The sequence below is a fragment of the Prosthecobacter vanneervenii genome (genome assembly GCF_014203095.1).
GTDB lineage: Bacteria > Verrucomicrobiota > Verrucomicrobiia > Verrucomicrobiales > Verrucomicrobiaceae > Prosthecobacter > Prosthecobacter vanneervenii.
Genome location: NZ_JACHIG010000002.1, coordinates 556,475 through 582,597, shown reverse-complemented (window position 1 = coordinate 582,597; position 26,123 = coordinate 556,475). Strand labels below are relative to the sequence as shown.

Annotated in this window: 17 protein-coding genes and 1 tRNA gene; 7 read left to right on the top strand and 11 right to left on the bottom strand. The window is 60.8% G+C overall.

What is annotated here, in order from left to right:
* Window positions 1-6: 6 nt before the first annotated feature.
* The 5 genes from hisH to HNQ65_RS07400 form a co-directional block, all read right to left on the bottom strand.
* On the bottom strand, window positions 7-642 hold the full coding sequence (gene hisH / locus HNQ65_RS07420) for an imidazole glycerol phosphate synthase subunit HisH (RefSeq protein ID WP_184338862.1): 636 nt from the start codon (window positions 640-642) through the stop codon (window positions 7-9).
* Complete coding sequence (hisB, locus tag HNQ65_RS07415) at window positions 642-1,244, bottom strand: imidazoleglycerol-phosphate dehydratase HisB (protein WP_184338861.1); 603 nt, start codon at window positions 1,242-1,244, stop codon at window positions 642-644. The genes hisH and hisB overlap by 1 nt, the downstream gene beginning before the upstream one ends.
* A 120-nt stretch (window positions 1,245-1,364) precedes the next feature.
* Window positions 1,365-2,732, bottom strand: a complete 1,368-nt coding sequence (locus HNQ65_RS07410; RefSeq protein WP_221306082.1) for a DUF1501 domain-containing protein — start codon at window positions 2,730-2,732, stop codon at window positions 1,365-1,367.
* Between the two features lie 263 nt (window positions 2,733-2,995).
* Window positions 2,996-3,409 carry a GxxExxY protein gene (locus tag HNQ65_RS07405; protein WP_246437786.1) on the bottom strand — a complete coding sequence of 138 codons (414 nt, stop codon included), beginning with the start codon at window positions 3,407-3,409 and terminating at the stop codon, window positions 2,996-2,998.
* Window positions 3,410-3,625: 216 nt separating this feature from the next.
* Window positions 3,626-6,709, bottom strand: a complete 3,084-nt coding sequence (locus tag HNQ65_RS07400) for a DUF1553 domain-containing protein (protein WP_184338859.1) — start codon at window positions 6,707-6,709, stop codon at window positions 3,626-3,628.
* A 135-nt stretch (window positions 6,710-6,844) separates the two neighbouring features.
* Between HNQ65_RS07400 and HNQ65_RS07395 the strand changes: the two genes are divergently transcribed.
* The gene (locus HNQ65_RS07395; protein WP_184338858.1) at window positions 6,845-7,690 is read left to right on the top strand and encodes a helix-turn-helix domain-containing protein; all 846 of its coding nucleotides are present in this window, start codon (window positions 6,845-6,847) and stop codon (window positions 7,688-7,690) included.
* 144 nt (window positions 7,691-7,834) lie between these two features.
* Here the strand turns inward: HNQ65_RS07395 and HNQ65_RS07390 are convergent, their stop codons facing one another.
* From HNQ65_RS07390 to HNQ65_RS07375, 4 genes are all read right to left on the bottom strand, one after another.
* Complete coding sequence (locus HNQ65_RS07390) at window positions 7,835-9,421, bottom strand: FAD-dependent oxidoreductase (RefSeq protein ID WP_184338857.1); 1,587 nt, start codon at window positions 9,419-9,421, stop codon at window positions 7,835-7,837.
* A 531-nt stretch (window positions 9,422-9,952) separates the two neighbouring features.
* Entirely contained in the window at window positions 9,953-11,392 is a 1,440-nt protein-coding gene (locus HNQ65_RS07385; protein WP_184338856.1) for a DUF1501 domain-containing protein, read from the bottom strand.
* Between the two features lies 1 nt (window position 11,393).
* Window positions 11,394-14,501, bottom strand: a complete 3,108-nt coding sequence (locus tag HNQ65_RS07380; protein ID WP_184338855.1) for a PSD1 and planctomycete cytochrome C domain-containing protein — start codon at window positions 14,499-14,501, stop codon at window positions 11,394-11,396.
* 94 nt (window positions 14,502-14,595) lie between these two features.
* Window positions 14,596-16,011, bottom strand: a complete 1,416-nt coding sequence (locus tag HNQ65_RS07375; RefSeq protein ID WP_184338854.1) for a dihydrolipoyl dehydrogenase family protein — start codon at window positions 16,009-16,011, stop codon at window positions 14,596-14,598.
* A gap of 127 nt (window positions 16,012-16,138) precedes the next feature.
* On the opposite strand from HNQ65_RS07375, the gene HNQ65_RS07370 reads away from it, so the two are divergent.
* Window positions 16,139-17,437 carry a Gfo/Idh/MocA family protein gene (locus HNQ65_RS07370; protein ID WP_184338853.1) on the top strand — a complete coding sequence of 433 codons (1,299 nt, stop codon included), beginning with the start codon at window positions 16,139-16,141 and terminating at the stop codon, window positions 17,435-17,437.
* Between the two features lie 109 nt (window positions 17,438-17,546).
* Window positions 17,547-18,215, top strand: coding sequence for a hypothetical protein (locus HNQ65_RS07365; RefSeq protein ID WP_184338852.1), 669 nt, complete (start codon window positions 17,547-17,549; stop codon window positions 18,213-18,215).
* Window positions 18,216-18,236: 21 nt separating this feature from the next.
* On the opposite strand, the gene HNQ65_RS07360 is transcribed toward HNQ65_RS07365, so the two are convergent.
* Window positions 18,237-19,013, bottom strand: a complete 777-nt coding sequence (locus HNQ65_RS07360) for a TrmH family RNA methyltransferase (RefSeq protein ID WP_184338851.1) — start codon at window positions 19,011-19,013, stop codon at window positions 18,237-18,239.
* A gap of 105 nt (window positions 19,014-19,118) precedes the next feature.
* On the opposite strand from HNQ65_RS07360, the gene HNQ65_RS07355 reads away from it, so the two are divergent.
* A tRNA-Thr gene (locus HNQ65_RS07355) sits at window positions 19,119-19,193 on the top strand.
* A gap of 81 nt (window positions 19,194-19,274) precedes the next feature.
* Here the strand turns inward: HNQ65_RS07355 and HNQ65_RS07350 are convergent.
* Window positions 19,275-19,874, bottom strand: coding sequence for an acyloxyacyl hydrolase (locus HNQ65_RS07350; protein WP_184338850.1), 600 nt, complete (start codon window positions 19,872-19,874; stop codon window positions 19,275-19,277).
* An 82-nt stretch (window positions 19,875-19,956) separates the two neighbouring features.
* Between HNQ65_RS07350 and HNQ65_RS07345 the strand changes: the two genes are divergently transcribed.
* The 3 genes from HNQ65_RS07345 (at window position 19,957) to HNQ65_RS07335 (ending at window position 25,860) form a co-directional block, all read left to right on the top strand.
* Complete coding sequence (locus HNQ65_RS07345) at window positions 19,957-21,033, top strand: sugar kinase (RefSeq protein WP_184338849.1); 1,077 nt, start codon at window positions 19,957-19,959, stop codon at window positions 21,031-21,033.
* A 162-nt stretch (window positions 21,034-21,195) separates the two neighbouring features.
* Window positions 21,196-22,392, top strand: a complete 1,197-nt coding sequence (nspC, locus tag HNQ65_RS07340; RefSeq protein WP_184338848.1) for a carboxynorspermidine decarboxylase — start codon at window positions 21,196-21,198, stop codon at window positions 22,390-22,392.
* 129 nt (window positions 22,393-22,521) lie between these two features.
* On the top strand, window positions 22,522-25,860 hold the full coding sequence (locus tag HNQ65_RS07335) for a PVC-type heme-binding CxxCH protein (protein ID WP_184338847.1): 3,339 nt from the start codon (window positions 22,522-22,524) through the stop codon (window positions 25,858-25,860).
* Window positions 25,861-26,123: the final 263 nt, after the last annotated feature.

Here is a 26,123-nt window from a genome sequence, read left to right as displayed (position 1 = left end):
CTGCTTTTACTCGATCTGGGCCTGCGTCTTCAGCACCTGCAGAGAATTCCGCAGCAGTGTAAGTCCAGCTTCCTGGCTTTTCTCCGGATGAAACTGCACAGCCACGAGATTCTTCTTCGCGATGCCGCTGATGAAGCTCACTCCGTAGTCAGTGCGGCAGAGCGCTAGAGATTCATCCTGCACATCCGGGTAGTACGAGTGCACAAAGTAGATGTGAGTCGGATTCGGCAGTCCGGACCAGACCGCAGCCTGCGCGGGCTCCCACTGCGCCACGTTCCAGCCCATGTGCGGGATCTTGAGGCCGCTGGCGGGATCGAACTTTTTCACCTGGCCTTTGGCCACGCAGAGGCCTTCCACGCCAGGGGATTCCTCGCTGCTTTCAAACAGGAGCTGGTAGCCCAGGCAGATGCCGAGGTAGGGCTTTTCCGCCTTGAGCCAGGCCTGCAGGGGCTCCCACAGGCCAGTCTCTTTGAGGATGCGGATGGAGTCGCCAAACGCGCCCTGGCCAGGAAAGACGAGCACGTCGATGGACGCGAAGTCTTCCGGCTTTGTGACGAGGTCTGCGTGGGCGTCGATCGCATCAAAGGCATTCAGCACGCTGCGGAGGTTTCCGCCGCCGTAATCAAGCACTCCGAGTTTCATCACAGGACGTCTTTCGTGCTAGGGATGCCAGTGACGCGGGGATCGAGCTTGGTGGCGGCATCCAGTGCGCGGGCCAGACCTTTGAAGATGGCCTCGGCCATGTGGTGCGCATCGCGGCCACGGCGGATCTCGACGTGGAGGGTGGCCAGCAGGCTGGAAGAGAAGGCGCGGAGAAACTCCTCCACGAGCTGGTAGCTGAAGCGGTTCACGCCGCCGATGGCCTCGACGCGCTCTGGCGCATGGTAGCTGAGGAAGGCGCGGCCGCTGAGGTCCATCGCCACCTCGGCCAAGGTTTCATCCATGGGCAGGAGGAAGAAGCCGTAGCGCGTGATGCCAGCCTTGTTGCCGAGGGCTTCGCGGAAGCAGTTGCCCAGGACGATGCCAGTGTCTTCGACGGTGTGGTGGTAGTCCACCTCGATGTCACCCACGACCTTCACCTTGAGGTCAAACAGGCCGTGCTTGCTGAACAGCGTGAGCATGTGGTCGAAGAACGGCACTCCGGTGTCGATCTGCGATTTGCCGGAACCATCGACATTGAGCTCGATCTCAATGTCCGTCTCGGCGGTTTTGCGGTGCTGTTTGGCGGTGCGGGCTTGGCTCATGAAAGGGGATGGGCAATGAACACCGGATTCAGGCCAGAGCAAGCGGCAGGGATGGTGCGAAAATGACGAATCCCGGCTGAGGTGTGCCGATAGTGGCGAGTTGGAGCCCAGGGCTCAATGTCAGGCCAGCAGCCCCTTCTGTACCTTTCCGTGGATGTCCGTTAGCCGGTAACGGCGGCCCTGGAACTTGTAAGTCAGCCGCTCGTGGTCGATGCCGAGGAGATACATCAGAGTGGCGTGGAAGTCGTGGATGTGGAGTCCGTCTTTGACGGTGTTGTAGCCGAAGTCGTCGGTCTCGCCATAGACGGAGCCCGCCTTGATGCCGCCGCCGGCGAACCAGGCGCTGAAGCAGCGAGGGTGGTGGTCGCGACCGAAGTTGGTGCTGATCTTGCCCTGGCAGTAAGCGGTGCGGCCGAATTCGCCGCCCCAGACGACGAGGGTGTCTTCGAGCAGTCCCCGCTGCTTGAGGTCCTTCACCAAGGCAGCGGCGGGCTGGTCGGTTTCTTTGCAGAGCTTTGGCAGCGCACCGGGCAGGCCGCCGTGGTGGTCCCAGTCCTGGTGGTAGAGCTGGATGAAGCGCACGCCTTTTTCGGCGAGGCGTCGCGCCTGTAGGCAGTTCGCGGCAAAGGTGCCGGGTGTCTTCACATCCGGGCCGTAGCTGTCGAGGATGTGCTGGGGTTCGTCGCTGAGGTCGGTCACTTCCGGGATGCTGGTCTGCATGCGGAAGGCCATCTCGTAGTGGTCGATCCGGTTCTGGATCTCCGCATCCGGCGTGCCGGCGAACTGGTGCTCGTGCAACTCCTTGAGGCGATCCAGCATCAGCCTGCGGCTGTCCGCACTGACGCCTGCCGGATTGCCAAGATACAGCACCGGATCCTTCGCCGCGCGGAAGAGTACGCCCTGGTGCTTGGTCGGCAGGAAGCCGCTGCCCCACAGATGAGAGCCGAGCGGCTGGCCGCCTTTGCCCTTGGTGATGAGCACCGTGAATGAAGGCAGATTCGCATTCTCCGCCCCCAGGCCGTAGCTCAGCCACGAGCCAAAGCTAGGACGTCCGGGGATCTGGGTGCCGGTCTGGAAAAAGGTGACACCGGGGCCGTGATTGATGGACTCCGTGAACATCGAGCGCGCGACGCAGATGTCGTCCGCGATGCTGGCGGTGTGCGGCAGCAGCTCGCTGAACCATCCCCCTGCCTGCCCATGCTGCGTGAACTTGAAGGGAGAGCCCACCATCGGAATGGAGGACTGGTTTCCCGACATGCCCGTGAGCCGCTGGGTGCCGCGCACAGAATCGGGAAGCTGCTCGCCATGGCGTTTGTTCAGCAGCGGCTTGTAATCAAACAAGTCCAGATGCGAAGGTCCGCCAGACATGAAGAGATAAATGATCCTCTTCGCCTTCGGCGCAAAGTGCGTGCCACCCAGCACACCGTGGTCCACAGATTCGGAGCCCTGGGCGAGCAGCTCATTGAGCGCAATGCCGCCGAGGCCCATGCCAAAACGATTGAGGAGGGTGCGGCGGTTTATCAGTCCGAAGTGATCAGACCCTGGAACTGCTGAATGATACTGGCTGGTGCTGATGGGATTCATGATCGTGGTGCGGCGAGGGTAGAAAAAGAGGGGGACCACTAATCGTACACTAATGGAACACTAATGAGGGGGCTTGTGGGTGTGCGGTGCCTCTGGGTGATGAGTGGCCGTTGGTTTGATTATTAGTGTTAGATTAGTGTGCGATTAGTGGTTCAAATGTCAGTGGTTTACAAAACGTAGCGACGCCATTCGACGCGCTTGAGAGGGGCGAAGTTGATGAGGTAGCCGACTTCTTTGCCGGTCAGGCGCATGTAGTTAAAAAGCTGCGCCTCGTGCTCGGGAAGAAGCTGTGCCACGGCTTTGAGTTCCACCACCATGCCATCATGCACGTATAGATCTGGGACGTAGCGGCGTTTTAGCTCGTGACCTTTGTAGTAAATGGCCAGGTTCTGTTTGGCGGTGAATGGAATCCCGCGAAGGGAGAGCTCGATCTCAAGGCTTTCCTGATAGACTTCTTCTGCCAGACCGCCCCCGTTCTCGTTGTGCACATCAAACACTGCTGCCATGAGATCAAAACCTTCCTGCTGGAAGGGGCCGTCTTCGCGCATTTCGATCTTCAGGCGTTTTCTTTTGATGATCATGGGGCTTAAGCGGTTTGATGAGTCGGATATTGGAAGTAACCACTAATCGTACACTAATGGAACACTAATGATGATGGGTGGGATAGAAGTTTGCGACTTGGGGTTGGTGAATTTGTGGGTGAGATTTTTAAAAACACCTGGCGGTTGGTGTGTCTGAATCGGGATCTTGATTCGGTTATTAGTGTGAGATTAGTGTCCGATTAGTGGTTCAAAATCTCAGCGCTTTACCACGCAGGCATCATGGTTCAGCAGCGCCTGCCCTAGCACGGCAGCTGCGGCGGCTTCTGGCAGAGAAATGGAGGCATCCCGCTTCGCATTCCCCATCTTCATCAGTTCTTCGGCTTCTTTGGGCTTGGCTTTGAAATGGGTGAGCTGTTCCTGATATAGCTGAGTGCAGATGCTGATCTCCTCCGCATCCGGTTTGCGGCTGAGGCAGAGGAGGAAGCCAAGTTCGATCATCTTGGAGACATCGCCCTTGGCTTCGAGATGCAGCTTTTCGCCGAGGACGCGGGCGGCTTCCACATACTGTACACCATTGAGCAAAATGAGCGCCTGCAGCGGGGAGTCAGTGCGTTCACGTTTGGAGATGCAGACGGCGCGGCGTGGGGCGTCGAAGGCGACCATCGCGGGCGGGGGGCTGGTGCGGCGCCAGTTGGTGTAGAGGCTGCGGCGATAGACGGCATCGCCCGCGCTGGGGCCCATGGGCTTGAAGGCCTCGGTCATTTCATAAGGATAGACGGGTGCGCCACCCATCGTCAGCTTGAGCAGGCCGGAGGCGGCGAGGGCGTTGTCGCGAATCATCTCTGCGGGCAGGCGGAAGTGCGGGCCGCGTGCAAGCCACTGGTTGTCGGGATCGTCGGCCATGGTCTTAGCATCGGCGATGCTTTGCTGCAGATACACGCGGCTGGTAACGATCTCTTGAATCAGCGCCTTCACATCCCAGCCGCTTTGAATGAGCTTCAGCGCGAGGTGGTCGAGTAACTCGGGATACAAGGGACGCTCGCCCTGGCTGCCGAAGTCTTCGGTGGTTTTCACTAAGCCGCGTCCGAAGAGGCTGAGCCAGATGCGATTCACGGTGACACGTGCAGTCAGCGGATGATTCGGTGCGGTGAGCCACTGCGCGTAGCCGAGGCGGTTCTTCGGAGCATTGGCCGACATCGGCGGCAGGAAGGCGGGTGTCGCAGGGCCGACTTCTTCGGCGCGTTTGTCATACTCGCCGCGCGTGAGGAGGTAGGCTTTCTTGGGCTGCGGCAGCTCCTGCATGACCATGATTTCCTTTTGTGCATCGGCGAAGGCGGTGACTTCGGCGCGTGCGGCTTTCAGTTCGGCGAGCAGCGGCTGCAGTTTCGCATCAAAGGGCAGCGAGAGGTCGCGGTCGAAGATGCGCAGGTCGTCCACGAGACCGTCTTTGAATCCACGGTCGCGCATGCGCTCGCCGAGGCTGATGTTGTCATGACCGCCGCCGGTGATGTTTTTGGTGAGGTGGTCTTTGATAACATCCACTGTGGCGAGCTTTCCATTGATGTAGATCTTGAGGCCGGAGGCGCGGCTGCTGCCGTCATTGGTGACGATGACATGGGTCCATTCCTTGAGCGGCACCTTGGCCTGGGTGCGGATGGAGATGGCATTGCCGGGCCAGAAGTGAATCAGCGACCACTTGATGCGGCCCTCTTCAATGAGCAGCTCATAGCCGCGGCTGGCGGCGTCTGTCCAAGCCTGGGAGCGGTGCAGCACCACGGCGCGCTGCTTTTCATCGGGTGTTTGAATCCAAAGCGAGATGCTGAAAGGATCGTGGCGATTGAAGTTTCCGAGCGGTGTGTCCACGGCATCGTCACCCGTGAATTGGATGGCATTGCCGAGCTTACCGGCCACGAGTTTGTTTTCGCCTTTCAGCACAGCCTCGGGGCCGGGAGGCGGGGCCTTGGCGTCTTTCTTTTTCTGCGCCGGAGTTTTGTCCTTCGCATCAGCCACCGGCTTTGGCTGCGGAGGTGCAGGCGGCGGGGGGGGATGCAGCGCGTCGGCGAGCTTGTTGCCCTTAACCTCATCAAACGTAAAGTGCGCGATCTGGCCTTCCAGTGATGCGGGCACTCCTGTCCGCAGTTCCAGCGCAGTGCGGGCAGGAGTGCCCGCATCACTAAGCTTCTTCTCAAGCTTCTTCACCTTGGCATTCAGCGCGGCCAGCTTCTCCTTGGCGGGCGTGTCCATCATCATCATGGCCGGTGTGGGCGGGGACGGTGTGAAGTAGGAATACAGCCCCGCTTCGTCGATGTTTTGCAGCATGGAGAAGAGGCCGTAGTAGTCCTTCTGCGTCACGGGGTCATACTTGTGGTCATGGCAGCGTGAGCACTCAAAGGTGAGGCCGAGGAAGGTGGTGGCCACGGTCTGCACTCGGTCGGCCACGTATTCCACGCGGTACTCTTCTTCGACGCTGCCGCCTTCGCTTTCCTGCTGGTGCAGGCGGTTGTAGGCAGTGGCCATGATTTGCTCATCGGTGGGATTGGGGAGCAGATCGCCCGCAAGCTGCCAGGTGATGAATTTGTCGAAGGGCAGGTTCTCGTTGTAGGCCTTCACCACCCAGTCGCGCCAGGGCCAGACCTCGCGCTCGCGGTCCACCTGAAAGCCGTAGCTGTCGGCGTAGCGTGCCACATCCAGCCAGTCCACAGCCATGCGTTCGCCGTAGTGAGGAGACGCAAGCAGACGCGTGACGAGATGCTGGATGCTGCCTTTGGCATCAAACTGATGCTCGGCCACAAAGCCGCTGATCTCCTTGGGCGATGGGGGCAGGCCAGTAAGGTCAAAGCTCAGCCGGCGGATGAGCGTCTCCGGTGCGGCCTCGGGTTGGAGCTTGAGGTTTCGTTCGGCCAGTTCGGCGCTGACGATGTCGTCGATGCTGCGTTGGTTGGATGCATCGGCCTTCAGCGGAATGAAGGACCAGTGCGCCTCATACTCCGCGCCTTCATTGATCCACTGCTTGAGGATGGACGTCTCCTCGGCGGTGAGATCGCCGAGCTTGGACTTGGCCGGCGGCATGTGGTCATCCTCATCCGTGGTGAGGATGCGCTGGATGATCTCGCTCATGTCTGCCTTGCCGGGAATGAAGGCCTTGGCCTCCACAGCGGCCTCACGCACGTCCAGGCGCAGATCGGCCTCGCGCTTCTTGGGATCAGGGCCGTGGCAGAAGAAGCACTTGTCCGAGAGGATGGGCCGCACATCGCGGTTGAACTTCACCTTCTTGGCGGGCGCGGCTGCGGAGAGCAGGACGGGGAAGGCGAGGACGAGGATGAAAAGCCGGGGATGCATGGGGAAAGAGGCTGCCTGAAACAACGCTCGCCGTCTGTGCCTCTTTTTGGCTGTTTTGTGTCTTATCCTGCGGATGTTGGAATCAAAACTGGTGAAAAGTCACTCCCGCCGCGTATCTGATTCCTAATCTCGCCCATGTCAGCGCGTCGCAAATACCTGAACTACACCACGCCGTGGGGCGTGGATCTGGCGCGTGTGGCGCAGTCGGGGTGGACGCCGTTTTTGATCCACGAGAGCGGCTACCAGCCTGCGCTGGAGGACTGGAATCATCAGGGGGTGGACTCGCCTTTCTGGCGCTTTTACCACAATCCAAAGCCGGGATGTCATCTGCTCTTTCAGGGGCGCAAGATTCCGCTGGGGCCGCAGTGCGCGGTGCTCATTCCGGCGGACACGGTGTTTGACTGCTGCGGTCCGGTGAAGGCGAGCCACTTCTGGCTGCACTTCACCACCGCAAGGCCCGGGGTGAAGATGGTGCCGGAGCCGATCGTCATCGAGGTGGATGATGCGCTGAGGTCGATGCTCAGGCAGCTCGTGGCTACGCATCGGCAGCCGCAGACAGAGCTAAGGGATCACCGTCTGTATCACCTGAGCGCAGCGCTGCTGCACACGGTGTTTGCGGCGCTGGAAAGCGAGGCACCACCGGTGCTGCCGGAGAGAATCGCAGAGGTGCTGGCCTTCATCGCACGTGCACCGCACAGCCGATTGACGAATCCGTTTTTAGCGGAGCGCGCGGGCATGAGCGTGGAGCGCTTCATCCGCGCCTTTCGTGAGCACCTAGGACAGACGCCAGCGGCCTATGTCCTCAGCACACGCCTGCGGCTGGCAGGCGAGGCGCTGGCGCTCACGGACAAAACCATCGATCAAATTGCCGCCGATTTCGGCTTCCCCAACCGCCACTACTTCAGCCGCATGTTTGCGCGGCAGGTGGGGTGCGGGCCGGGGGAGTTCCGCGCGCGGCAGCGGGAGCGTAAGGATGGGTAGTGCGGGCGGGCCAGCACGCAAAAAACGCACCCGCCACGAGCAGGGGCACCATCACGCTCACCTCATGCTGTGATTCAGTTTTGAGGATGTCTGTTCTGAAAAGGTCCAGTCAACGACGAGTGTCTGATGGTGGAGTTTCATCCCTCACAGATCTTCGGGTTTGAGCGCCGTGTTCTCAAACAAGATCACGCCACCACGATTGATGATCTCTTTGCGCACGGCGCTCACATTCACGCCTCGTACTTCGGTCTTTTCGTCCAGGGAAGCCGTGGCAGCGATGCCGCTCGCCTCACCCAGCGCCATGAAGACCGGCTCCATGCGCAGAGTTTGATAGCCGACGTGGCTGGCGCTGCATGCCACAGGAACGAGCAGGCCATCCACGCACTTCGGCACCATGATGCGATACGGCAGCTGAAAAGGATCGTGGGCAATGAAGAAATAGCCCGGACGCAGCATTGGAAACGCAGGATCGTATTTGCGCACGGCGTGGGAGTCGAACTCGAACTCGGTGACGGCAATGCCATCGGCGAAGCGTGCCGGCAGGCCGGTCTCGAAAACCGGTCTGGCGTCGTTCTCCGTCAAAGTGTATTCGCCCCAGATGCGCCGCCCCTGGCGGACGTAGATGTGATGCGGACGGTGGCGATGGTCGGTAAACTCATCCTTTGGGAATCCCCACTGGCTGGCTTCATTGCGTATGGACAGTGGCACAGCGGGATCGTTTTGCAGCAGCCACACGAGACCTTCGTTGTGACTCCAGTAGCGGTTGAATATGTGTTCGCGTTCGGTGGGGCCTGCCTCGGGCCAGCGCCAGTTTTCTTCCGCCAAATCGAGCGACTCGGCGGGGACGCCGGTGTCTTGATGCGGGTGGTCGCTGTTCACCTCAAACTTCGAATTAGGCATCTCGTAGAGCTGGATGACTTGAGTGAACCGCGTGATTTTTCCCTCAGCGATTTGCGACAAAATGTGCTGGTAGTCATGGCGATCGAAAGAGGAGGGTTTTTCGACAGGCACGCTGTTTGACTTGTCTTTCGTGAGGTGAAAGCGGAAGCAAAACGCTTGTATGCCATCATCAGCAGCACCGGTGGAGCCGGGGAGCGGGTTGTAGTCCTTGAAGCGGACATAGATGTGTCCGGCATGTGGCTCACCAAAAGTCGTGCGACTCTCCCGGCCGACTCGATAAGGCACACCCGCCAGCGCGGCGATGTCACCTTCATAAGTGCAGTCGATGAAGACAGCGGCGCGGAATTCGGTTTGCGTTCCTGGATTGCTCAAATCTTCCGCCGTGATGCTTGCCAGCTTCACTTTAGGCCCAAATTCCTTCGGTGCTGCACCGTCGATGCGTTTGCCCGGAATCGCGTTTCGTTCTCCCGCGTCATGCTTTACCCGCGCTGAAACAACGCGCTGACGCTGGAGCAGCGTGATGTTTTTTTCTGCCACGAGCATGTCGCGAAACACCTTCTCCGCGATGTGCGGCTCCATCATGGTCCCATTTTTGCAAACTTTGACCTGTCTCGAATTCGCACCGTAAGTCGTCGTGTAGTGCTCAACGATGCGGCGTTTGAACTCATTGTAGAGACCGCCTACGGCGCCGTGCTTTCGAATGTCGGCGTTGGTCAATCCAGCCGCAATGATGCCACCGACATGAGCCGATTCCTCGAGCACGATGACCTTTGCGCCGCTTTTTGCTGCCGCTACCGCGGCGGCGATCCCGGCGGGATTGGCGGCAACCACGATGACATCAGCATGCTCGGCGGCTGCAACGACTGAGAGGCTGAGTAGAAGGGCGAGGATGGTTTTCATGGTGCTGACATGGTACGACGTTTGCACAGCGAGTGTGACGACAAAGGATGTGTAAAATGCGACAGGTAAGGGCGGAAGCCGCAGGGATATGTTTTGTCAGATCATCTGCCTTGGCAGTATCTGCTCAGAGAGGTTGCTGGGCGCAAACAGCTTGTTACCGGCTGACTCAGTGGTTCGCCGGGATGACTGATTTTGAGACGGCTTGATCTACATCGAAGGCAGCTCCAACTTCCCAAACCGCCACTACTTCAGCCGTATGTTTGTAAGGCAGATCGGGTGCGGTCAAGGCAGCGGGAGAGGAAGGATGGGTGACGAATGAGGATCCAGGAATTTGAACCACTAATCGCACACTAATAAAACACTAATGTCCGGAATCAGAATCGGGATTTCTGGTTCATTATTAGTGTGGGATTAGTGTTCGATTAGTGGTTCAAGATTTTGCTGCTTTGAGCCGTGATGCAGCTATGCCAGCACACCCTTCACCACATTTCCTGCAATCCCCGTCAGACGCATATCAAGCCCTTGGAACTTGTAATTCAGGCGCTCATGGTTGATGCCGAGCAGGTGCATGAGGGTGGCATTGAGGTCATGCACGTGTACCGGATCGCGGACGATGTTGTAGCTATAGTCATCCGTTTCGCCGTAGGTGGTGCCTTTTTTGACTCCGGCTCCGGCCATGAAGAGAGAGTAGCAGCGGGGGTGGTGATCGCGGCCGTAGTTGGTGGCGGTGAGGGTGCCTTGGGAGTAGATGGTGCGGCCAAATTCGCCGCCCCAGACGATGAGGGTGTCGTCCAGCAGGCCGCGCTGCTTCAAGTCTTTGATGAGTGCGGCGGTGGGCTGGTCGGTGTCGCGGCACTGACCACGGATGGCATTGGGCAGGCCGCCATGGTGGTCCCAGCCCATGTGGAAGAGCTGGATGCAGCGCACATCGCGCTCGGCCAGGCGGCGTGCCAGCAGGCAGTTCGCGGCATAGGTGCCGGGCTTTTTGACATCGGGGCCGTAGCTGTCGAGCACGTGCTGGGGTTCCTTGGAGGTGTCCACCAGATCCGGCACGCTCATCTGCATGCGAAAGGCCATTTCATATTGAGAGATGCGAGCGGCGGTTTCAGGATCGCCAAAGGATTCGAAGTCGCGCTGATTCAGAGCGGCCAGTTCATCGAGCATCTGACGGCGCATGGGGCGGTCCACACCGGCGGGATTGGAAAGATAGAGAACGGGGTCGCCTGAATTGCGGAAGCGCACGCCCTGATGCTGCGTGGGCAGGAAGCCGCTGCCCCAGAGGCGGTCATACAGCGGCTGGTCATCGCGACGGCCGGTGCCAAAGGAGGTCATGACGACATAAGCGGGCAGGTCGTGATTGGCGCTGCCGAGGCCGTAGCTGAGCCATGCGCCGATGCTGGGCCTGCCTGCGAGCTGAGAGCCCGTCTGGCAGAAGGTGATGGCGGGATCGTGATTGATGGCCTCCGTGAACATGGAGCGGATGACGCACATCTCATCGGCCACAGTCGAGAGATGCGGCCATAGTTCGCTGAGCCAGATGCCGCCCTGGCCATGCTGCGCGAATTTGAAGATGGATGGTGCCACAGGAAACGCCTTCTGCCCCGAGGTCATGGTGGTGAGGCGCTGGCCCTGGCGGATGCTGGCGGGCAGATCCTCAGCACGGTGCTTTTCCATCTGCGGCTTGGGATCAAAGAGATCCATCTGTGAGGGCGCGCCGGACTGGAAGAGGTAGATGATGCGCTTGGCCTTGGGCGCAAAGTTGGGGAAGAAGCGCGTAGGAGATGCAGCGCGGGCTTCATCTTGCAGCAGAGAACCGAGCGCGGCGGCACCGATGGCGGAGGAGGAGCTCTTGAGAAAGATGCGGCGATTGAGCCGGTCCTGAAGTTGAAGAGAAGGATTCATATCAGTCGCGGGTGATGACGCGGTCGAGGTTGAGAAGGACGGAGGCGGTCGTGGTATAAGCTGCCAGCTCTGAAGGATTGAGCGAGGCATCCGCCTTGGTGGTACCCTGGGCGATGAGCGCGGTGGCTTCGACGGGTTTGGCCTGGAATTCAGCGATGCGTTTCTGCACGCCTCCTACGAGTTGCTTGAGCGCGGCGGGCTCGATGCTGCGACCGGTGACGCGCTGGTAGCCGTAGGCGATGCGCTGCTCGGGCGTGGTGCCGCCGTGCTGCATCATCTGCTGGGCAAGGGAGCGCGCGGCTTCCACAAAGGTGATCTCATTGAGCAGCGAGAGCGCCTGCAGCGGGGTGTTGGTGCGGCTGCGCTTCACGGTACAGATCTCGCGCGTGGGCGCATCAAAGAGCAGCATGGTGGGTGGCGCGGCAGTGCGCTTCCAGATGGTGTAGAAGCTGCGGCGGTAGAGTCCCTCGCCGGTGTCCGCCTTGTAGCCGCGGAGGTCGCCGTATTTGCTTGTTTCATCCCACACGCCTTCGGGCATGTAGGGCTTCACGCTGGGGCCGCCGATTTTCGGCACCAGCAGTCCGGCGATGGCCAGCGCCTGATCGCGCACGACCTCACCGGGCAGGCGGAAGCGCGGGCCGCGTGCGAGGAGGCGGTTCTCAGGATCTTTCTCCAGCAATGCGGGCGTGAGCTTGGACGACTGGCGATAGGTGGCGCTCATGACGATGAGCTTTTGCATGGCCTTCATGTCCCAGCCGCAGCGGATGAACTCGGTGGCCAGCCAGTCGAGCAGTTCCGGATGCACCGGATACTCTGACTGCGTGCCGAGGTTCTCCGAAGATTTGCACAAACCGTAGCCGAAGAATTTTTCCCACGCGCGGTTCACCCACACGCGGGAGGTGAGGGGATTTTCTGGTGACACAATCCACTGCGCCAGACCGAGGCGGTTTGGCGGCGCGTTCTTCGGCATGGGTGGCAGCACGGCGGGCGTGGTCATGCTGACCTTGTCGCCGGGCTTGTCATACTCGCCGCGTTTCAGCACGAAGGCATCGCGCACGGGGCCTTCCTTCATCACCATCACGGAGGGGACGGTGCGCTCGTATTTCTCCAGCTCCGCCTTGGCGGCGGCAAGCGCGTAGTCGGCATCTCGCAGGGGGCTGTCCACACTGGCGCGGAAGTATTTCTCCAGCTCGCTGCGCTGCTGCGGCGTGCGGTTTTCGGTGGGAGTTTTCATGATGGCCAGCACGGCGGCAGGCGGGCCGCCGGTGCCGTCGAGGCTGGCGAGCGTGGGCTCGGCATCGGTGGTGGAAAGACGGAAGCGGCCGACATTGTGACCGGCAAATCTGGACTGCTGGAGCAGACGCACGGTGAGGGTGGCCCCGGCGGGTACTTGCACGGCTTTCTCCACGATGAACATGGCATTGCGCTCCACGCGTTTCTGCGGGTCGTTGCCGTCGATGGCCCAGCCGTTCTTGGGATCTTTGTCGAGCAGCAGCTTCACATCGTAGCCTTTTTGCGCGTAGTCGGCCTCGGCGCGGGCGAAGGTGATTTTCACCGGCTGCTTCAAGGTGGGGGCGCTGAGCGTGGCCTCGATGCCGGTGAGGACGAAGTTGCCATTCGTGGCGCGGCCCAGGCTTTGATTTGGCAGTGTGGGGTCTGGCAGCGCCTCCAGCAGCAGGCCAGTGAAGCTACCCTCGGCCAGAGGTGCGGTGACGGTGTAGATATCGGAGTCTGGATTGCGCCCGCCGGCGATCCATGAGGCATCGGGCAGCTTGCGCAGAGAGGCTTTGCCCTGGGATTTGGCTTCTGTGATGGGAAGGACTTCCCACATGGGCTTTTTGGCGGATTCGGGATTTTCCATGTCCGCCTCCCAGCTTGCCACGAGATTGGGTAGCTGGAGCTGCGTCTCGGTCACCTTCGCCTGCGCGGCGTCGATTTTTTTGCGAAGGAGGGCGAGCTGCTTTTCCTCCTCGGCATCCGGCACGGAGATGACGGGATCGGAGTTGCCGCCGCTGCGATTGGAGCTGCCCTGAATGGTGCCGCTTTCGGCGATGTTGTTGAAGAAGGCGAAGAGGGAGTAAAAGTCCTTCTGCGTGAAGGGATCGTATTTGTGGTCGTGGCAGCGGCAGCAGTTCAGCGTCAGGCCCAGCCAGGTGAAGCTGGTCGTTTCCACGCGGTCGATGATGTTCTCAATGCGCCACTCTTCGGCGATGATGCCGCCTTCGCCATTGAGGCGGTGGTTGCGATTGAAGCCGGTAGCCACGACTTGCTCGCGTGTGGCATTGGGCAGCAGGTCGCCGCCGATCTGTTCGAGCGTGAACTGATCAAAGGGCTTGTTGTCGTTGAAGGCCTTGATGACCCAGTCGCGCCAGGGCCACATGGCGCGGCTGCTGTCGGTCTGGAAGCCGTGGCTGTCGGCGAAGCGGGCGAAGTCCAGCCACTGCATGGCCATGCGCTCGCCGTAGTGTTCGGACTTCAGCAGGCGGTCCACCACCTTTTCATAGGCCTGCGGAGATGTGTCTTTTTCAAACGCGGCGATCTCCTCCAGCGTGGGTGGCAGGCCCGTGAGGTCCAGCGTCACACGGCGCAGCAGCGTGGCGCGGTCGGCTTCGGGAGATGGGGCCAGCTTTTCCTCCTGCAGGCGCTCGGCGATGAAGGCGTCGATGGGATTGCGGATGGTGAATTGGGGATCGCTGATCTTTGGAACGGGTGAGCGCTCGGGCTTGAGGAAAGCCCAGTGACCCTGATATTCTGCGCCTTCTTTGATCCACTGGCGCAGGATGGCCTTCTCCTCGGCGGTGAGCGGCTTGCCGTCCTTGTCCGGCGGCATCACGTCATCGTCTCCGTGTGGCAGCTCCACGCGGGCGATGAGCTGGCTCTTCTCGGGCTGGCCGGGGACCAAGGCGATGTCTCCGGACTTGGCGGGCTTCAGCGCGTCCTCGCGCAGATCCAGGCGGAGGTCGCCTTTCCTGTGCGCGGCATCCGGGCCGTGGCAGTGAAAGCACTTCTCATTGAGAATGGGCCGCACATCGCGGTTGTATTTCAGTTTGGCAGACTCCGCCCGGAGAAGGGCAGGGAAGGCCAGCAGGAGGCAGAGGGCTCGGCGCATGGTTGGAATGAGGCTTCAACATTCAACGGGCGAACCCTGTGCCTCATTATGCCAGAGTTATGTCTTTTCCTGCGGGGATTGCGCTAGAGCCACCTCATTCTGCCATCTGATCCGCGATCTCCTCCGCTGGATACGTCCAGATCTCACTCAGCGTGGGATGATAGTGCGGGATGGCCATGAACTGCTGCACGGTGGAGCGGAAATTCATGGCAATGACGACCTCATGGATCAGCTCCGTCGCTTCCGGGCCGACGACGCAGGCACCGAGGATTTCGCCGGTTTCCTTATGCGCCAGCATCTTCACAAAGCCTGCCATCTCTCCCATCACCATGGATTTGCCGTGGTCATTGAAGGGATAGCTGGCCTCCAGAAAGGGGATGCCTTGGGCGCGCAGTTTTTCGGTGGTGGCACCGACGACGGCGACCTGCGGATGCGAGAAGACGCCGAAAAGCGTAAGACGGTAGTCGATGGTTTCATCGGCGGTTTCGCCTCGGATGAGTCTTGCGGCATTGCGCGCAGCGATCTCTCCCTGCTGAATCGCGATGTGCACCACATCCAGCGGGCTGCACACATCTCCCGCAGCAAAGATGTGCGGCTGGGAGGTCTGCATGCAGTCATTGACGACGACCTTGGTCTTATGCAGCGAGACTTTCGCGGCCTCCAAAGCGAGGCTCTTCGTGGCTGGCTGGCGGCCCATGGCGAGGAGGATTTCATCCACCAGGATGGCGTGGGTATGGCCTCCCTGGGTGAACTCGATGAGCTTCTTGTCCTTGATGGCGACAATGCTGTTCAGATGGGTGCCAAGATGCACCTTCATGCCGCGCTCAGAGTAGGCTTTGGCAATGACATCGCTGCATTCGCGGTCGAGGCCGGTGAGCAGCTGGGCATTGCGCTGGATGAGGGTGACGGCGCAGCCCATGGCCTCCAGATAATGGGCCATCTCCAGGGCGATGGCACCACCACCGAGCACGGCGATGGATTTGGGAAGGGACTCGGTGTCCAGCACGTCATCGCTTGTCCAGAAGCCGGTTTCGGCGAGGCCGGGCACATCGGGCACAAAGACCTCGGAGCCAGTGGCGATGCAGAAGCTCTTGGCGCTGAGCTGGTACGTGGAGGAGCCATCGCGTGGAGTGACCTCTAGCGTATGAGCATCGATGAAACGCGCGTGCCCCCGATGCAGGGCAAAGCGGCCGTCCTCAAGCTGGCCCTGACGGTAGCCGGCGAAGTCGGCGATCAGCGTGCGCTTGCGGTCGCGGATGGTCCGCACGTCCACGCCGTGGGAGGTGGCCTTGAGGCCAAACTCCGCCGCGTGGCGGATGTGCAGCTGGCGGTTGGCGGATTCGATCAGCGTCTTGCTGGGCATGCAGCCGCGCAGGATGCAGAGGCCGCCGAGCTCGGAGGCGCCATCCACTACGGCGACGCGCAGCCCTGCACTGTGCGCCGTGCGTGCTGCTGCGTACCCACCGCTGCCGCCGCCGATGACGATGAAATCGAAAGAGTTTTCTGACATGCTGAGATGTGCAGGTGGGAACGAGCGCGCGCAAGTTTCGGATGTCGGCGTCTGATTCCACCCAAAGTTTGTCCTTCAAAACATAGGCGCGCATTTCGTAGCATTGAGGAATCCAGACCCACCAGCCATGAAGACACGCCGCTCCTTTCTCTCCCAAATCATCGCCACGGGTGTCGCCCCGGTGTTTGTGCCAGCCCATGTGCTGCGCTCTCAGACCGCACCGTCCAACAAGATCACGCTCGGTGTCATCGGCGCGGGCGCTCAGGGCACGCATGACATGCGGGCGTTTTTGAATCATGACGATGTGCGCGTGACCGCCGTTTTCGACGTGAACAGGAAAAACATCGAGCGCGCGCAGCAGGCGGTGGCGGAGCGCTACGGCAGCGCGGATCTGAAAGTGATGAGCGATTTTCGCGAGCTGAACCGTGACAAGTCCATCGACGCGGTGCTCATGGCTCTTCCTGTGCACTGGCACAGCATCCCCGCCACAGATGCGATCCTCAATGGCAAGCACATCTACCATGAAAAGCCCATGGGCATGTCCATGCAGGAGTCCAAGCACGTCCGCGCGGCGGTAAAGAAAACGGGCGTGGTGTTTCAGTTCGGCACCCAGCAGCGCAGTGACCTGAAATTCCGCTGGGCCTGCGAGCTTGCACAGAACGGCCGCCTCGGAAAGCTCAAGGAGATCCAGGTGGGCGTGCCGGGTGGAAAGATCGGGCCAGATTTCCCTGAGCAGCCGGTGCCCGAGCATGTGGACTGGGATCGCTGGGTGGGGCCTGCGCCGATGACCTCGTTCAACATGGACAAGCTCAAGCGCGACAATCACGAGAACATCACCAACTTCTCCCTCGGCATGATCTCCTGCTGGGGCATCCATCATCTCGACATCGCTCAGTGGGGCAATGGCACCGACGACACCGGCCCTGTGAGCGTGGAGGCCGAGGCCACCTATCCTGACAAAGGCGGCTGCGATGCCGTGCTGACGTGGAAGGTGCGCATGGAGTATGCAAACGCCGCCCCCATCACCTTTGTGAACGAGAAGAACATGGACATCGGCCACGGCACGCGCTTCATCGGCGAAAATGGCTGGGTGCATGTCCTGCGCGGCAACATCAAAGCCAGCGACGACACCATCCTCCGCGATCCCGCCAACAAAGAGGGCACCATGCCCATCAAGCTCATCGCCAGCCTCGAGCACACCCGCAACTTTGTCGATGCCATCAAAAACAAGCAGCGCGCCATCTGCGACATCGAAACCGCCGTTCGCTCAGACACACTGCCTCAACTCACCGCCATGGCGCTGAAGGCCAGGCGCAAGCTCGTGTGGGACCCGCAGTCCGAAAGCTTCCCCAATGACGAAGCCGCCAACGCCCTCATGAACGCGCGGCCATTCCGTGGCGAATGGAAGCTGCCGGAGATCGGGTGACTCTCCTTCGAACTGTGAGGCGCAGTTTTCGATAGCAATGCGAATGGGTTTGCTATGCTGGTCCATGGGCGTTCGGCGTCATGTCACGTAAGCTTGCACCTCAAACCGTATGAAAACACTGGGCTCGCTGTTGCTTCTTAGCTGGGTATTTTTGCTCGCGGAACCTGGCTGGGCAAAGGAGGTCAGTTTGGAGGCTTTGCTTTTGTCAGCATCGCCGGAACAAACGCTCAATTTGAAGGGAGACCTGGAAACGGAGTTGAACCGGATCCTTTCAGCTCTTCCGAGCGCGGAGGCAGCGTTTTTCAGCGCAAAGGTCGAATGGTCGGCGGCTGCCAGAAAGACTTTGGCCGCCTCAGAAACGCCTCTGGTTCTTTCAAAAGACAGCCCGCTGATCGTTTCCATCCAGCATCTCTGCGAGCTTTACATCTGCAAGACCAGGCTGCGGGACGGACGGCTGCAAATTCGATCGGTCATGGAAGATGCCGAGTTTGAATCCAGGGAATATCGCATGAGCCCTGCGCTCATTGCCTTCATTTTGGGGGAGCCCTTGCGGGAAGGCGCAGATCTTTCCGAGGCGATTCAAAAGGGCGCTCTCTTCAAAAAAATGGACCAGCGCCTTGAGGCCATGGGCCTGCGCCTCATGGACGGGGATAAAGACGGATCCAGGCTGGTGCTTCAAGGGGAGTCGTCTGCTCATGATCGGTTCCAGGCTCAGATCACACTGCTCATCGGCAAGGTTCTCGAAGCCGACCTGGATCAACGTACCATCCGAAAGTGAAAGCCAGCCGGGCTGTTTGCTTTATCGCAAGCCGCGCTGCCTCACCGCCTCAAACAAGATCGCCGCACCCGCCGCCGCCACATTCAGCGACTCCACCGGCGCATGCAGCGGAATTCGTACCCGTGCATCGCAGGCACGCATGATGTCCGCGCTCGCACCGCGTCCCTCATTGCCTAGAATCAAAAGTGTCGGCTGCCGCCAGTCGTAGTCATAGTGCAGCAGCTCCGCCTCACCCGTGGCCACCACAGCTTTGAGGCCACGGCTGCGGCAGGTTTCGATGGCCCCGAGCCCGGAGACATCGGGCAGGATGGGCAGGCGGAAGGCTGAGCCCATCGAGCTGCGCAGGGTCTTGGGCGCAAAGGCGTCCGTGGACCCCGCAAATGAGAAGATGCCGCAGGTGCCGGCAGATTCCGCCGTGCGCACCAGCGTTCCAAAGTTCCCGGGGTCCTGGATGCGGTCCAGCCCGAGGATGAGCGGGGCCGGGCTGGCAAACAGTCGGTCCAGTTCCGGCTGCGGGTGCTCGGCGATCACGATGATGCCCTGCGTGGACATCGTGTCTCCGAGAGATTCAAGCACCGACTCCGAGAGCTGATGCACCGGGCAGGAGACGCGTTCCAGCAGCGCCTGCTGGGCAGGGGAGGGGGCTGCGGAGGTAAAGCAGGCATGCAGCCCCAGCCCGGAGCTCACGCACTCACCCACCAGCCGCTCTCCCTCCACAAAGATCAGATCACGCTCCTTCCCCTCGCGTACCCGGCGGGCATGTTTGATGCGTTCGTTGGAGGAGCTGGTGATGAGCATGCGGTTGGGCGTGGGAAGGGGATCATTTCCCCGGATCAATCGGCTTGTAAATCCATTTGCCGAATCACCACAGGCGTTTTATGATCACTCTCCAACCCCAAACGCGCCTGCATAGCTCAGTGGTAGAGCAGCGGTTTTGTAAACCGCAGGTCGTCGGTTCGACCCCGACTGCTGGCTCCATCCTCAGGATGGACGCCCCATTCGCGTTTGAGGCATCTCTCTCGATTCGCCGTAGCTGACGGCGAACCTTTGCCAGCCGCCTCAAAAACTCCGGCTGATGCCGATGGTGATGCCGAGCGTATTCACACCAGGATTGGGCGTGGTGCGGCCACCGTTGGACATGTGCTGAAACATCGCGCTTGTGCGGAAGGACCAGTCTGGATTGAAGGAATAAGCCACACCGAGCTGGCTGTACCAGTTCAGCGTGAAGTTTTCGCCCTCGCCCCCGGGCACACCCTGGGCATCGATCCAGCCAATGCCGCCGCCTGCACCACCAAAGAGGCTCCAGCGGCGGCTCGGGCTCCACCACTCGATGGAGGGCGCGGCAGAGAGCCCGAGATAGCGGTTTTCAGAGCCGGTCTCGATGTAGTTGACCATCGCGGTGAACTTGTTGCGTACCACCAGGGCGGAGCCGTTCTGAAAATGCAGGCCAAACATCTCCCGCGTGCGCCAGGAGACCATGAAGGGGATGATCCGGTAGTTAAAGGTGGCGTCCCCACCCACTTTCCACAGCATCCCGGTCTCAAAGTCGATGGCGTTTTTCTGCCAGGGTTCGAGCTCCACAGGGGCTACGGGAGACTTGGCGAAGCCCGTCGTAGAGACCATCAGCGCGCAGGCAATGCAGGAAAGGAATCGAATCATCCTTAAATTTAAGCGCTCCTCTGCCCATTTTCCAGTCAGGAGTTATTTGCCACCGTCCCGCCGCGCTTCATATCTAGCCCCCATGCCCGCCCAACCTGCCTACGATTTGCTCTCCCTCGGTGAAGTCCTCCTCCGCCTCGATCCCGGCGAGGGACGCGTGCGCACCTCCCGCCAGTTCACGGCCTGGGAGGGCGGCGGCGAGTATAACGTGGCCCGCGGCGCACGCCGCTGCTTCGGCATGCGCACCGGCATTCTGACCGCCTTCGCCGACAACGAAATCGGCCGCCTCATCGAAGACCTCATCTTTCAGGGCGGCGTTGATAGCTCCCTCGTCAAATGGGTGCCCTATGACGGCATGGGCAAGCGCGTGCGCAATCCCATCAATTTCACCGAGCGCGGCTTCGGCGTGCGCGGAGCCAAAGGCAGCGTGGACCGCGGCCACAGCGCCGCCTCCCAGATCAAGCCGGGCGACTTCGACTTCGACCACATTTTCGGCACCCTCGGCTGCAAATGGCTGCACACCGGCGGCATCTTTGCCGGCCTCTCCGAATCCACCGCCGAGGTCACCATCCAGGCCTGTGAAGCTGCCAAAAAACACGGCGTCACCGTCAGCTACGATCTCAACTACCGCCCCTCCCTCTGGCAGGAGCGCGGCGGCTTTGCCGGTTCCCAGGCGCTGAACCGCCAGCTTGCCCCCTACGTCAATGTCATGATTGGCGTGCTCAGCGACGACCCGCCTGTCGCCTCCTCCACCCCCACAGACCCCAACGACATCTTCGCCGCCGAGGACGCCAAGCTGCGCCCCATGATGGAAAAGCTCGCGGCGCAGTATCCCAATCTGCACACCATCGCCGCCACCCTCCGCCGCGTGCACACCGCCAGCGTCAATGACTGGGGTGCACTCTGCTGGCACAAGGGCGCCTTCCACCGCAGCCGCAACTACCCCCGCTTCGACATCCTCGACCGCATCGGCGCGGGCGACAGCTTCGTCGCCGGTCTCATCCACGGCCTGCTGATGGAAAACGACGCGCAGAAAGCCGTCGATTACGGTGCCGCCCACGGCGCCCTCGCCATGACCACCCCCGGAGACACCAGCATGGCCACCTTCCCCGAAGTCCAGAAACTGGCCGAAGGCGGAGACGCCAAGGTGCAGCGGTAGGAAAGACCAAATGAGTAAATCCGAATGACGAGTGTCGAGACGCAGTTTTCGACATTCGTGCTTCGGACTTATTTCGTCATTCGGATTTCGTTATTCGTCATTTTTGCCGCTTGTCTCTCACGCCTGTCGTTCCCTATTCCCTGATCCCGTTTTCCCCCCTGAATGGCCACCACCGACTTCACTCCTCCGCACGTTTACGAGCAGCCCTTTCCGGCTTTCGACATCAATGCCATCGAGACACCCGCGTATGTGGTGGATGTGGCCCTGCTGCGCCGAAACATGGAAAAGCTCGCCCAGGTGCAGAGCGAATCCGGCGCGCGTGTGCTGCTGGCACTCAAAGGCTTCTCCATGTTCAGCGTCTTCCCCATCATGCGGGAATACCTCAGCGGCTGCTGCGCCAGCGGGCTGAATGAGGCGCTGCTGGCCCAGGAGTTTGGCAAGGAGGTGCACGTGTACTCCCCGGCCTTCAAGGAGCATGAGATGCGCGAGATCATCCCCATCTCGCATCACCTCAGTTTCAATTCCCTCGCTCAGTTCCGGAAGTTCAAACCCATGCTGGATGCCGCCAAGGCCGCCACCGGCCATGCTCCCAGCCCCGGCATTCGCGTGAATCCGGAGCACTCCGAGGTCGAGGTGTCTCTCTACGATCCCTGCTCCCCCGGCTGCCGCCTCGGCATCCGCGCTGATCAGCTTGAAGGCCAGGACCTCACCGGCATCGAGGGCCTCCATTTCCATGCCTTGTGCGAGCAGGACAGCGATGTCCTCGAGCGCACCGTGGCGGCTGTGGAAAAGCGCTTCCCCCGCCTGCTGGAGCAGGTGCAGTGGGTGAATATGGGCGGCGGCCACCACATCACGCGCCAGGAGTACGATGTCGAGCGCCTCATTCACGTCCTCCGCACCTTCCGCACCAAGTGGGGCAAGGATGTTTACATCGAGCCCGGCGAGGCCGCCGGCCTGAACACCGGCTACCTCATCGCCGAGGTCCAGGACATCATCGAGGCCCCCATCCCCACCGCCATTCTCGATGTCTCCGCTACGGCACACATGCCGGACGCTTTGGAGATGCCCTACCGCCCGCACATCTTCGGTGCCGGACTGCCGGGCGCTCATCCGCATGAGTACAAGATGGGCGGCACTTCCTGCCTCGCAGGAGATGTGCTGGAAAACTACTCCTTCCCCGAGCCGCTGCGCATCGGCCAGCGCCTGGTCTTTGCAGACATGGCCCACTACACAATGGTCAAGACCACCACCTTCAATGGCGTGCCGCATCCAGACATCGGGATCTATGACCCGGCCACGAAGGAGTACCGCGTGGTGCGCCGCTTTGGCTACGCCGATTTCCGCAACAAGCTCTCGTAAGGCAAAGAGAGAGCGCTTTGATCGGCCGGTCCCGCCTCCGTCACAAAAGCACCAAGTTTGGGCTCATTCGTGTCTGCATCTTTAAATGCGGGGCCGTAATGATTGCTTCACCCCCGTCGTATCAAAGCCATGCGCCTTGCCCTTGCCTCTTTTCTACTTAGCGCCACCGCCGTCCTGGCCCAGCCGGTCACCAAAAAAGTGGACCTGCTCGAAGTCATCAAATCCGGCAACGTGGAGTATCACGTGAACCCCAAGGCAGACTTCCATGATGCCCCCAAGGACATCTGGACCTTTGCCAAGGACGGCACCTTCAATATCAGCGGCCGCGGCTACGGTTACGTCGCCACCAAGGACATCTACAGCGACTACCACCTCGTGCTCGAGTTCAAGTGGGGCACCAAGACCTGGGGCAAGCGCGAAAACGCCGCCAAGGACAACGGCGTCCTCCTCCACGCCTACGGCCCGCACGGCGCCTATTCAGACACCTGGATGGCCAGCATCGAGGCCCAGATCATCGAGGGCGGTGTGGGCGATATCCTCGTCCTCTCCCCCAAGCTCGCAGACGGCACCGAGCTCACCACCTCCCTATCCTCCGAGTTCACGCTCGATCGCGACAAGGAGAAGATCTGGAAAAAAGGCGAACCCCGCCAGACCGTGACCAAGGGCCGCATCAATTGGAAACACCGCGACGTGGACTGGGCCGACAAGCGCGGCTTCCGCGGCCGTGAGGATGTCGAGTCTCCCCCCGGCGAGTGGAATCGCCTCGAGGTCATCGCCAAAGGCGACACGCTGCAGTACTTTGTGAACGGTGCCATGGTCAATGAAGCCTTTGACTGCAAACCCAGCGAAGGCCGCGTGCTGCTCCAGACGGAAGGCGCAGAGATGATCGTGCGCCGCTATGAGCTTCACCCGCTCGGCGAGTTCAAAGAAAAATGGAGCGCCATCCAGGCCAGCGGCGGCAGCGATATCGGCGCCGTGCGCGATGGCCAGTCCAAGGCTCTCTCTCCTGAAGAATCTCTCAAGCGCATCCAGCTCGACGGCGACTATGAAGTCCAGCTCGTCGCTGCCGAACCTCTCGTTCTCGATCCCGTGGAGTGCACCTGGGACGCACAGGGCCGCATGTATGTCGCAGACATGCGCGACTATCCTCTCGGCCCGCCAAACGCCGGAGATCCCTGGCTCTCACGCATCCAACTCCTCACCGACGAAGATGGGGACGGCCGCATGGACAAGGCCGTCACCTTCGCCGATCACATGGACAACGTGCAGGGCCTGCTGCCCTACAATGGCGGCCTCATCGCCACCACACGCTCGCAGGTGCTCTTTCTCAAAGACACCAATGGCGACAACGTCGCCGATGAAATCCGCCCCCTCATCAAAGGCTTCAATCCCCGCCACGCACAGCTCCAGGTCAGCGCTCCGCGTTGGGGCCTGGACGGCTGCGTGCATTTCAACAACGGCCTCGACGCCAAGGAAATCTACCCCGCCGACAAACCCACGGATGTGGTGAACATCCCCGGCAGCAATTTCAAATGGGACCCCAAGACCGACAAGATCACTCCCACCGGCGGCAAAGGTCAATACGGCGGTGCTTTCGATGACTGGGGCCACCACTTCTACTGCTCCAATCGCAACCCCCTCATGTTCACCGTCATGCCTTACGAGGCCATGCTGCGCAATCCGAACGCGGGCATCACCCAAAACTTCGAGGACATCGCCCCCTTCGGCGCGGACACTCGCGTCTTTCCGCTTCAGATCACCCACACCACGGCTGACGCCCACGCCGGTACAAACACCGCTTGTTCCGGCCTGGGCGTCTATCGTGGTCAGCTCATGCCCGAGCTGAAAAACAACGTCTTCGTCCCAGATCCCACCGGCCAGCTCGTCACCCGCTACAAGATCGAGCCCAATGGTGCCTCCCTCAAAGCCACGCGTGTCGGTGATCGCACCGAGTTCTTCCGTAGCGCCGATGAATGGTCACGCCCCGTCAATTTCACCACCGGCCCCGATGGTGCCATCTACATCTGCGACATCTACCGCCGCTGGATCGACCACGCCCGCTTCTTCCCCGAGGAGTTCGTCAAAACCCACGACATGCGCCAGGGCGAAAACGAAGGCCGCATCTGGCGCGTCGTGCCCAAAGGCACCAAGAAGCTCGTGGCCAAGACACCCGGCCGCTACCACGCCATTCCCGAAGTCGGCTGGGGCGAAGTGCCTCCGGAGCATGCCGAGCGCGCCGCTTTCCTCAAAGTGCAGAGCATCACAGATGCAGCTCAGCTTGCCGCTTTGATCTCGAAATACCCAGAAGATGCATGGATGTCGAAGATGGTCGCGTCCGCCTCCAGCAAGCAGATGGGCCGCATCCTCAGCTCCTTGGGAGACGACTTCTTCAAAACATTCTCCGATGTGCGCACCGCCACCATCCGCACCTTCGCCACCGGCGCTGTGGCCGATGCAGAAGCCGACGATGTGAAGGCTCTGCTCTCGCTCCTGCAGAAAAAGCCGGGCGAGCTCCTCTGGTGGAAGCCCGCGCTGCTGCAGGGCCTGGCCAAGCTGCCCAAGGGGCATGAGGACGCCGCCAAGGAGATCGCCGCGCTGCAGTCAAAGATCGACGCCATCATCGCGGACACCAAAGCTCCGCTCGATGAGCGCCTCGCCGTCATGCCGCTTCTCGGCCAGCGCAAATGGGATGCCGTGCAGCCGGTGGTCAAGACCCTGCTCACCACCAGCCAGCCTCCAGAGCTGACCGCCGCCGCGCTGGTGCTGCTCAAGAAGTATGCAGCCACCAGCACCGCACCGTTGATCTATGAGCTCCTGCCCAAAGCCGGCCCCGCATTGAAGCGCGATCTCGTCCCCATCCTCACCGCCAATGCCACCACCGCACTTGAGCTTTTCAAGCGCATGGAGAAAGGCGAGTTCCCCACCGCCTGGGTCGATGTGGAGACGCGCTGGCGCTATCAGCGCGGCTCAGGCGAGATGACAGACCTCGCCAAAAAGCTCTTCGGCGAAGCCAGCAGCGACCGCGCCAAAGTGGTGCAGGACTACATGGTGGCTACGACCATGAAAGGAGATGCCAAAAAGGGCCAGCAGGTCTTCGCCACCATCTGCATCACCTGCCACAAACACGGAAATCTGGGCGTCGATGTCGGCCCTCCGCTCTCCGATGTGAAGGTCAAGCCCCCGGAAGGCCTTCTCGCCGACATCCTCGATCCCAACCGCATGTTCGAAGCCCGCTGGAGCGCCTACACCGTCGAAACAAAAGACGGCCGCACCCTCTCCGGCCTTATCCAGAGCGAGACCGGCGACAGCATCGTCCTCGCCATGATGGGCGGAGCCAAAGAAACCATCCTGCGCAGCGCCATCAAGGAAATGAAATCCCTCGACCGCACCCTCATGCCCGTCGGACTCGAAGCCGCCATCAACAAAGAGCAGATGGCCGATCTCCTCGCCTTCCTTCTTGGAAAGTGAAGCCATCCCTTGCCACGCGTGAAGCTTGCAGAAAGCAGTCGAGCTAGGGCGCCAGCAAAGTGGTCCGCACAGTCCCCTGTGCGGCTCGCAATCCCCCTGATCCACACATCACCACTCACCTTCGCAGACCCGCGCAGGCACACTCACCAAAGTCTTCGGTAAGTCACTCCTGCCTCAAAACGCCTCAGCGCAGATCCCCTCTCCCCGCCCAAGCTCCAGCAGCTCCCAGTCCCCCTTCGGGGAGAGGCCGGGTGAGGGGCCGC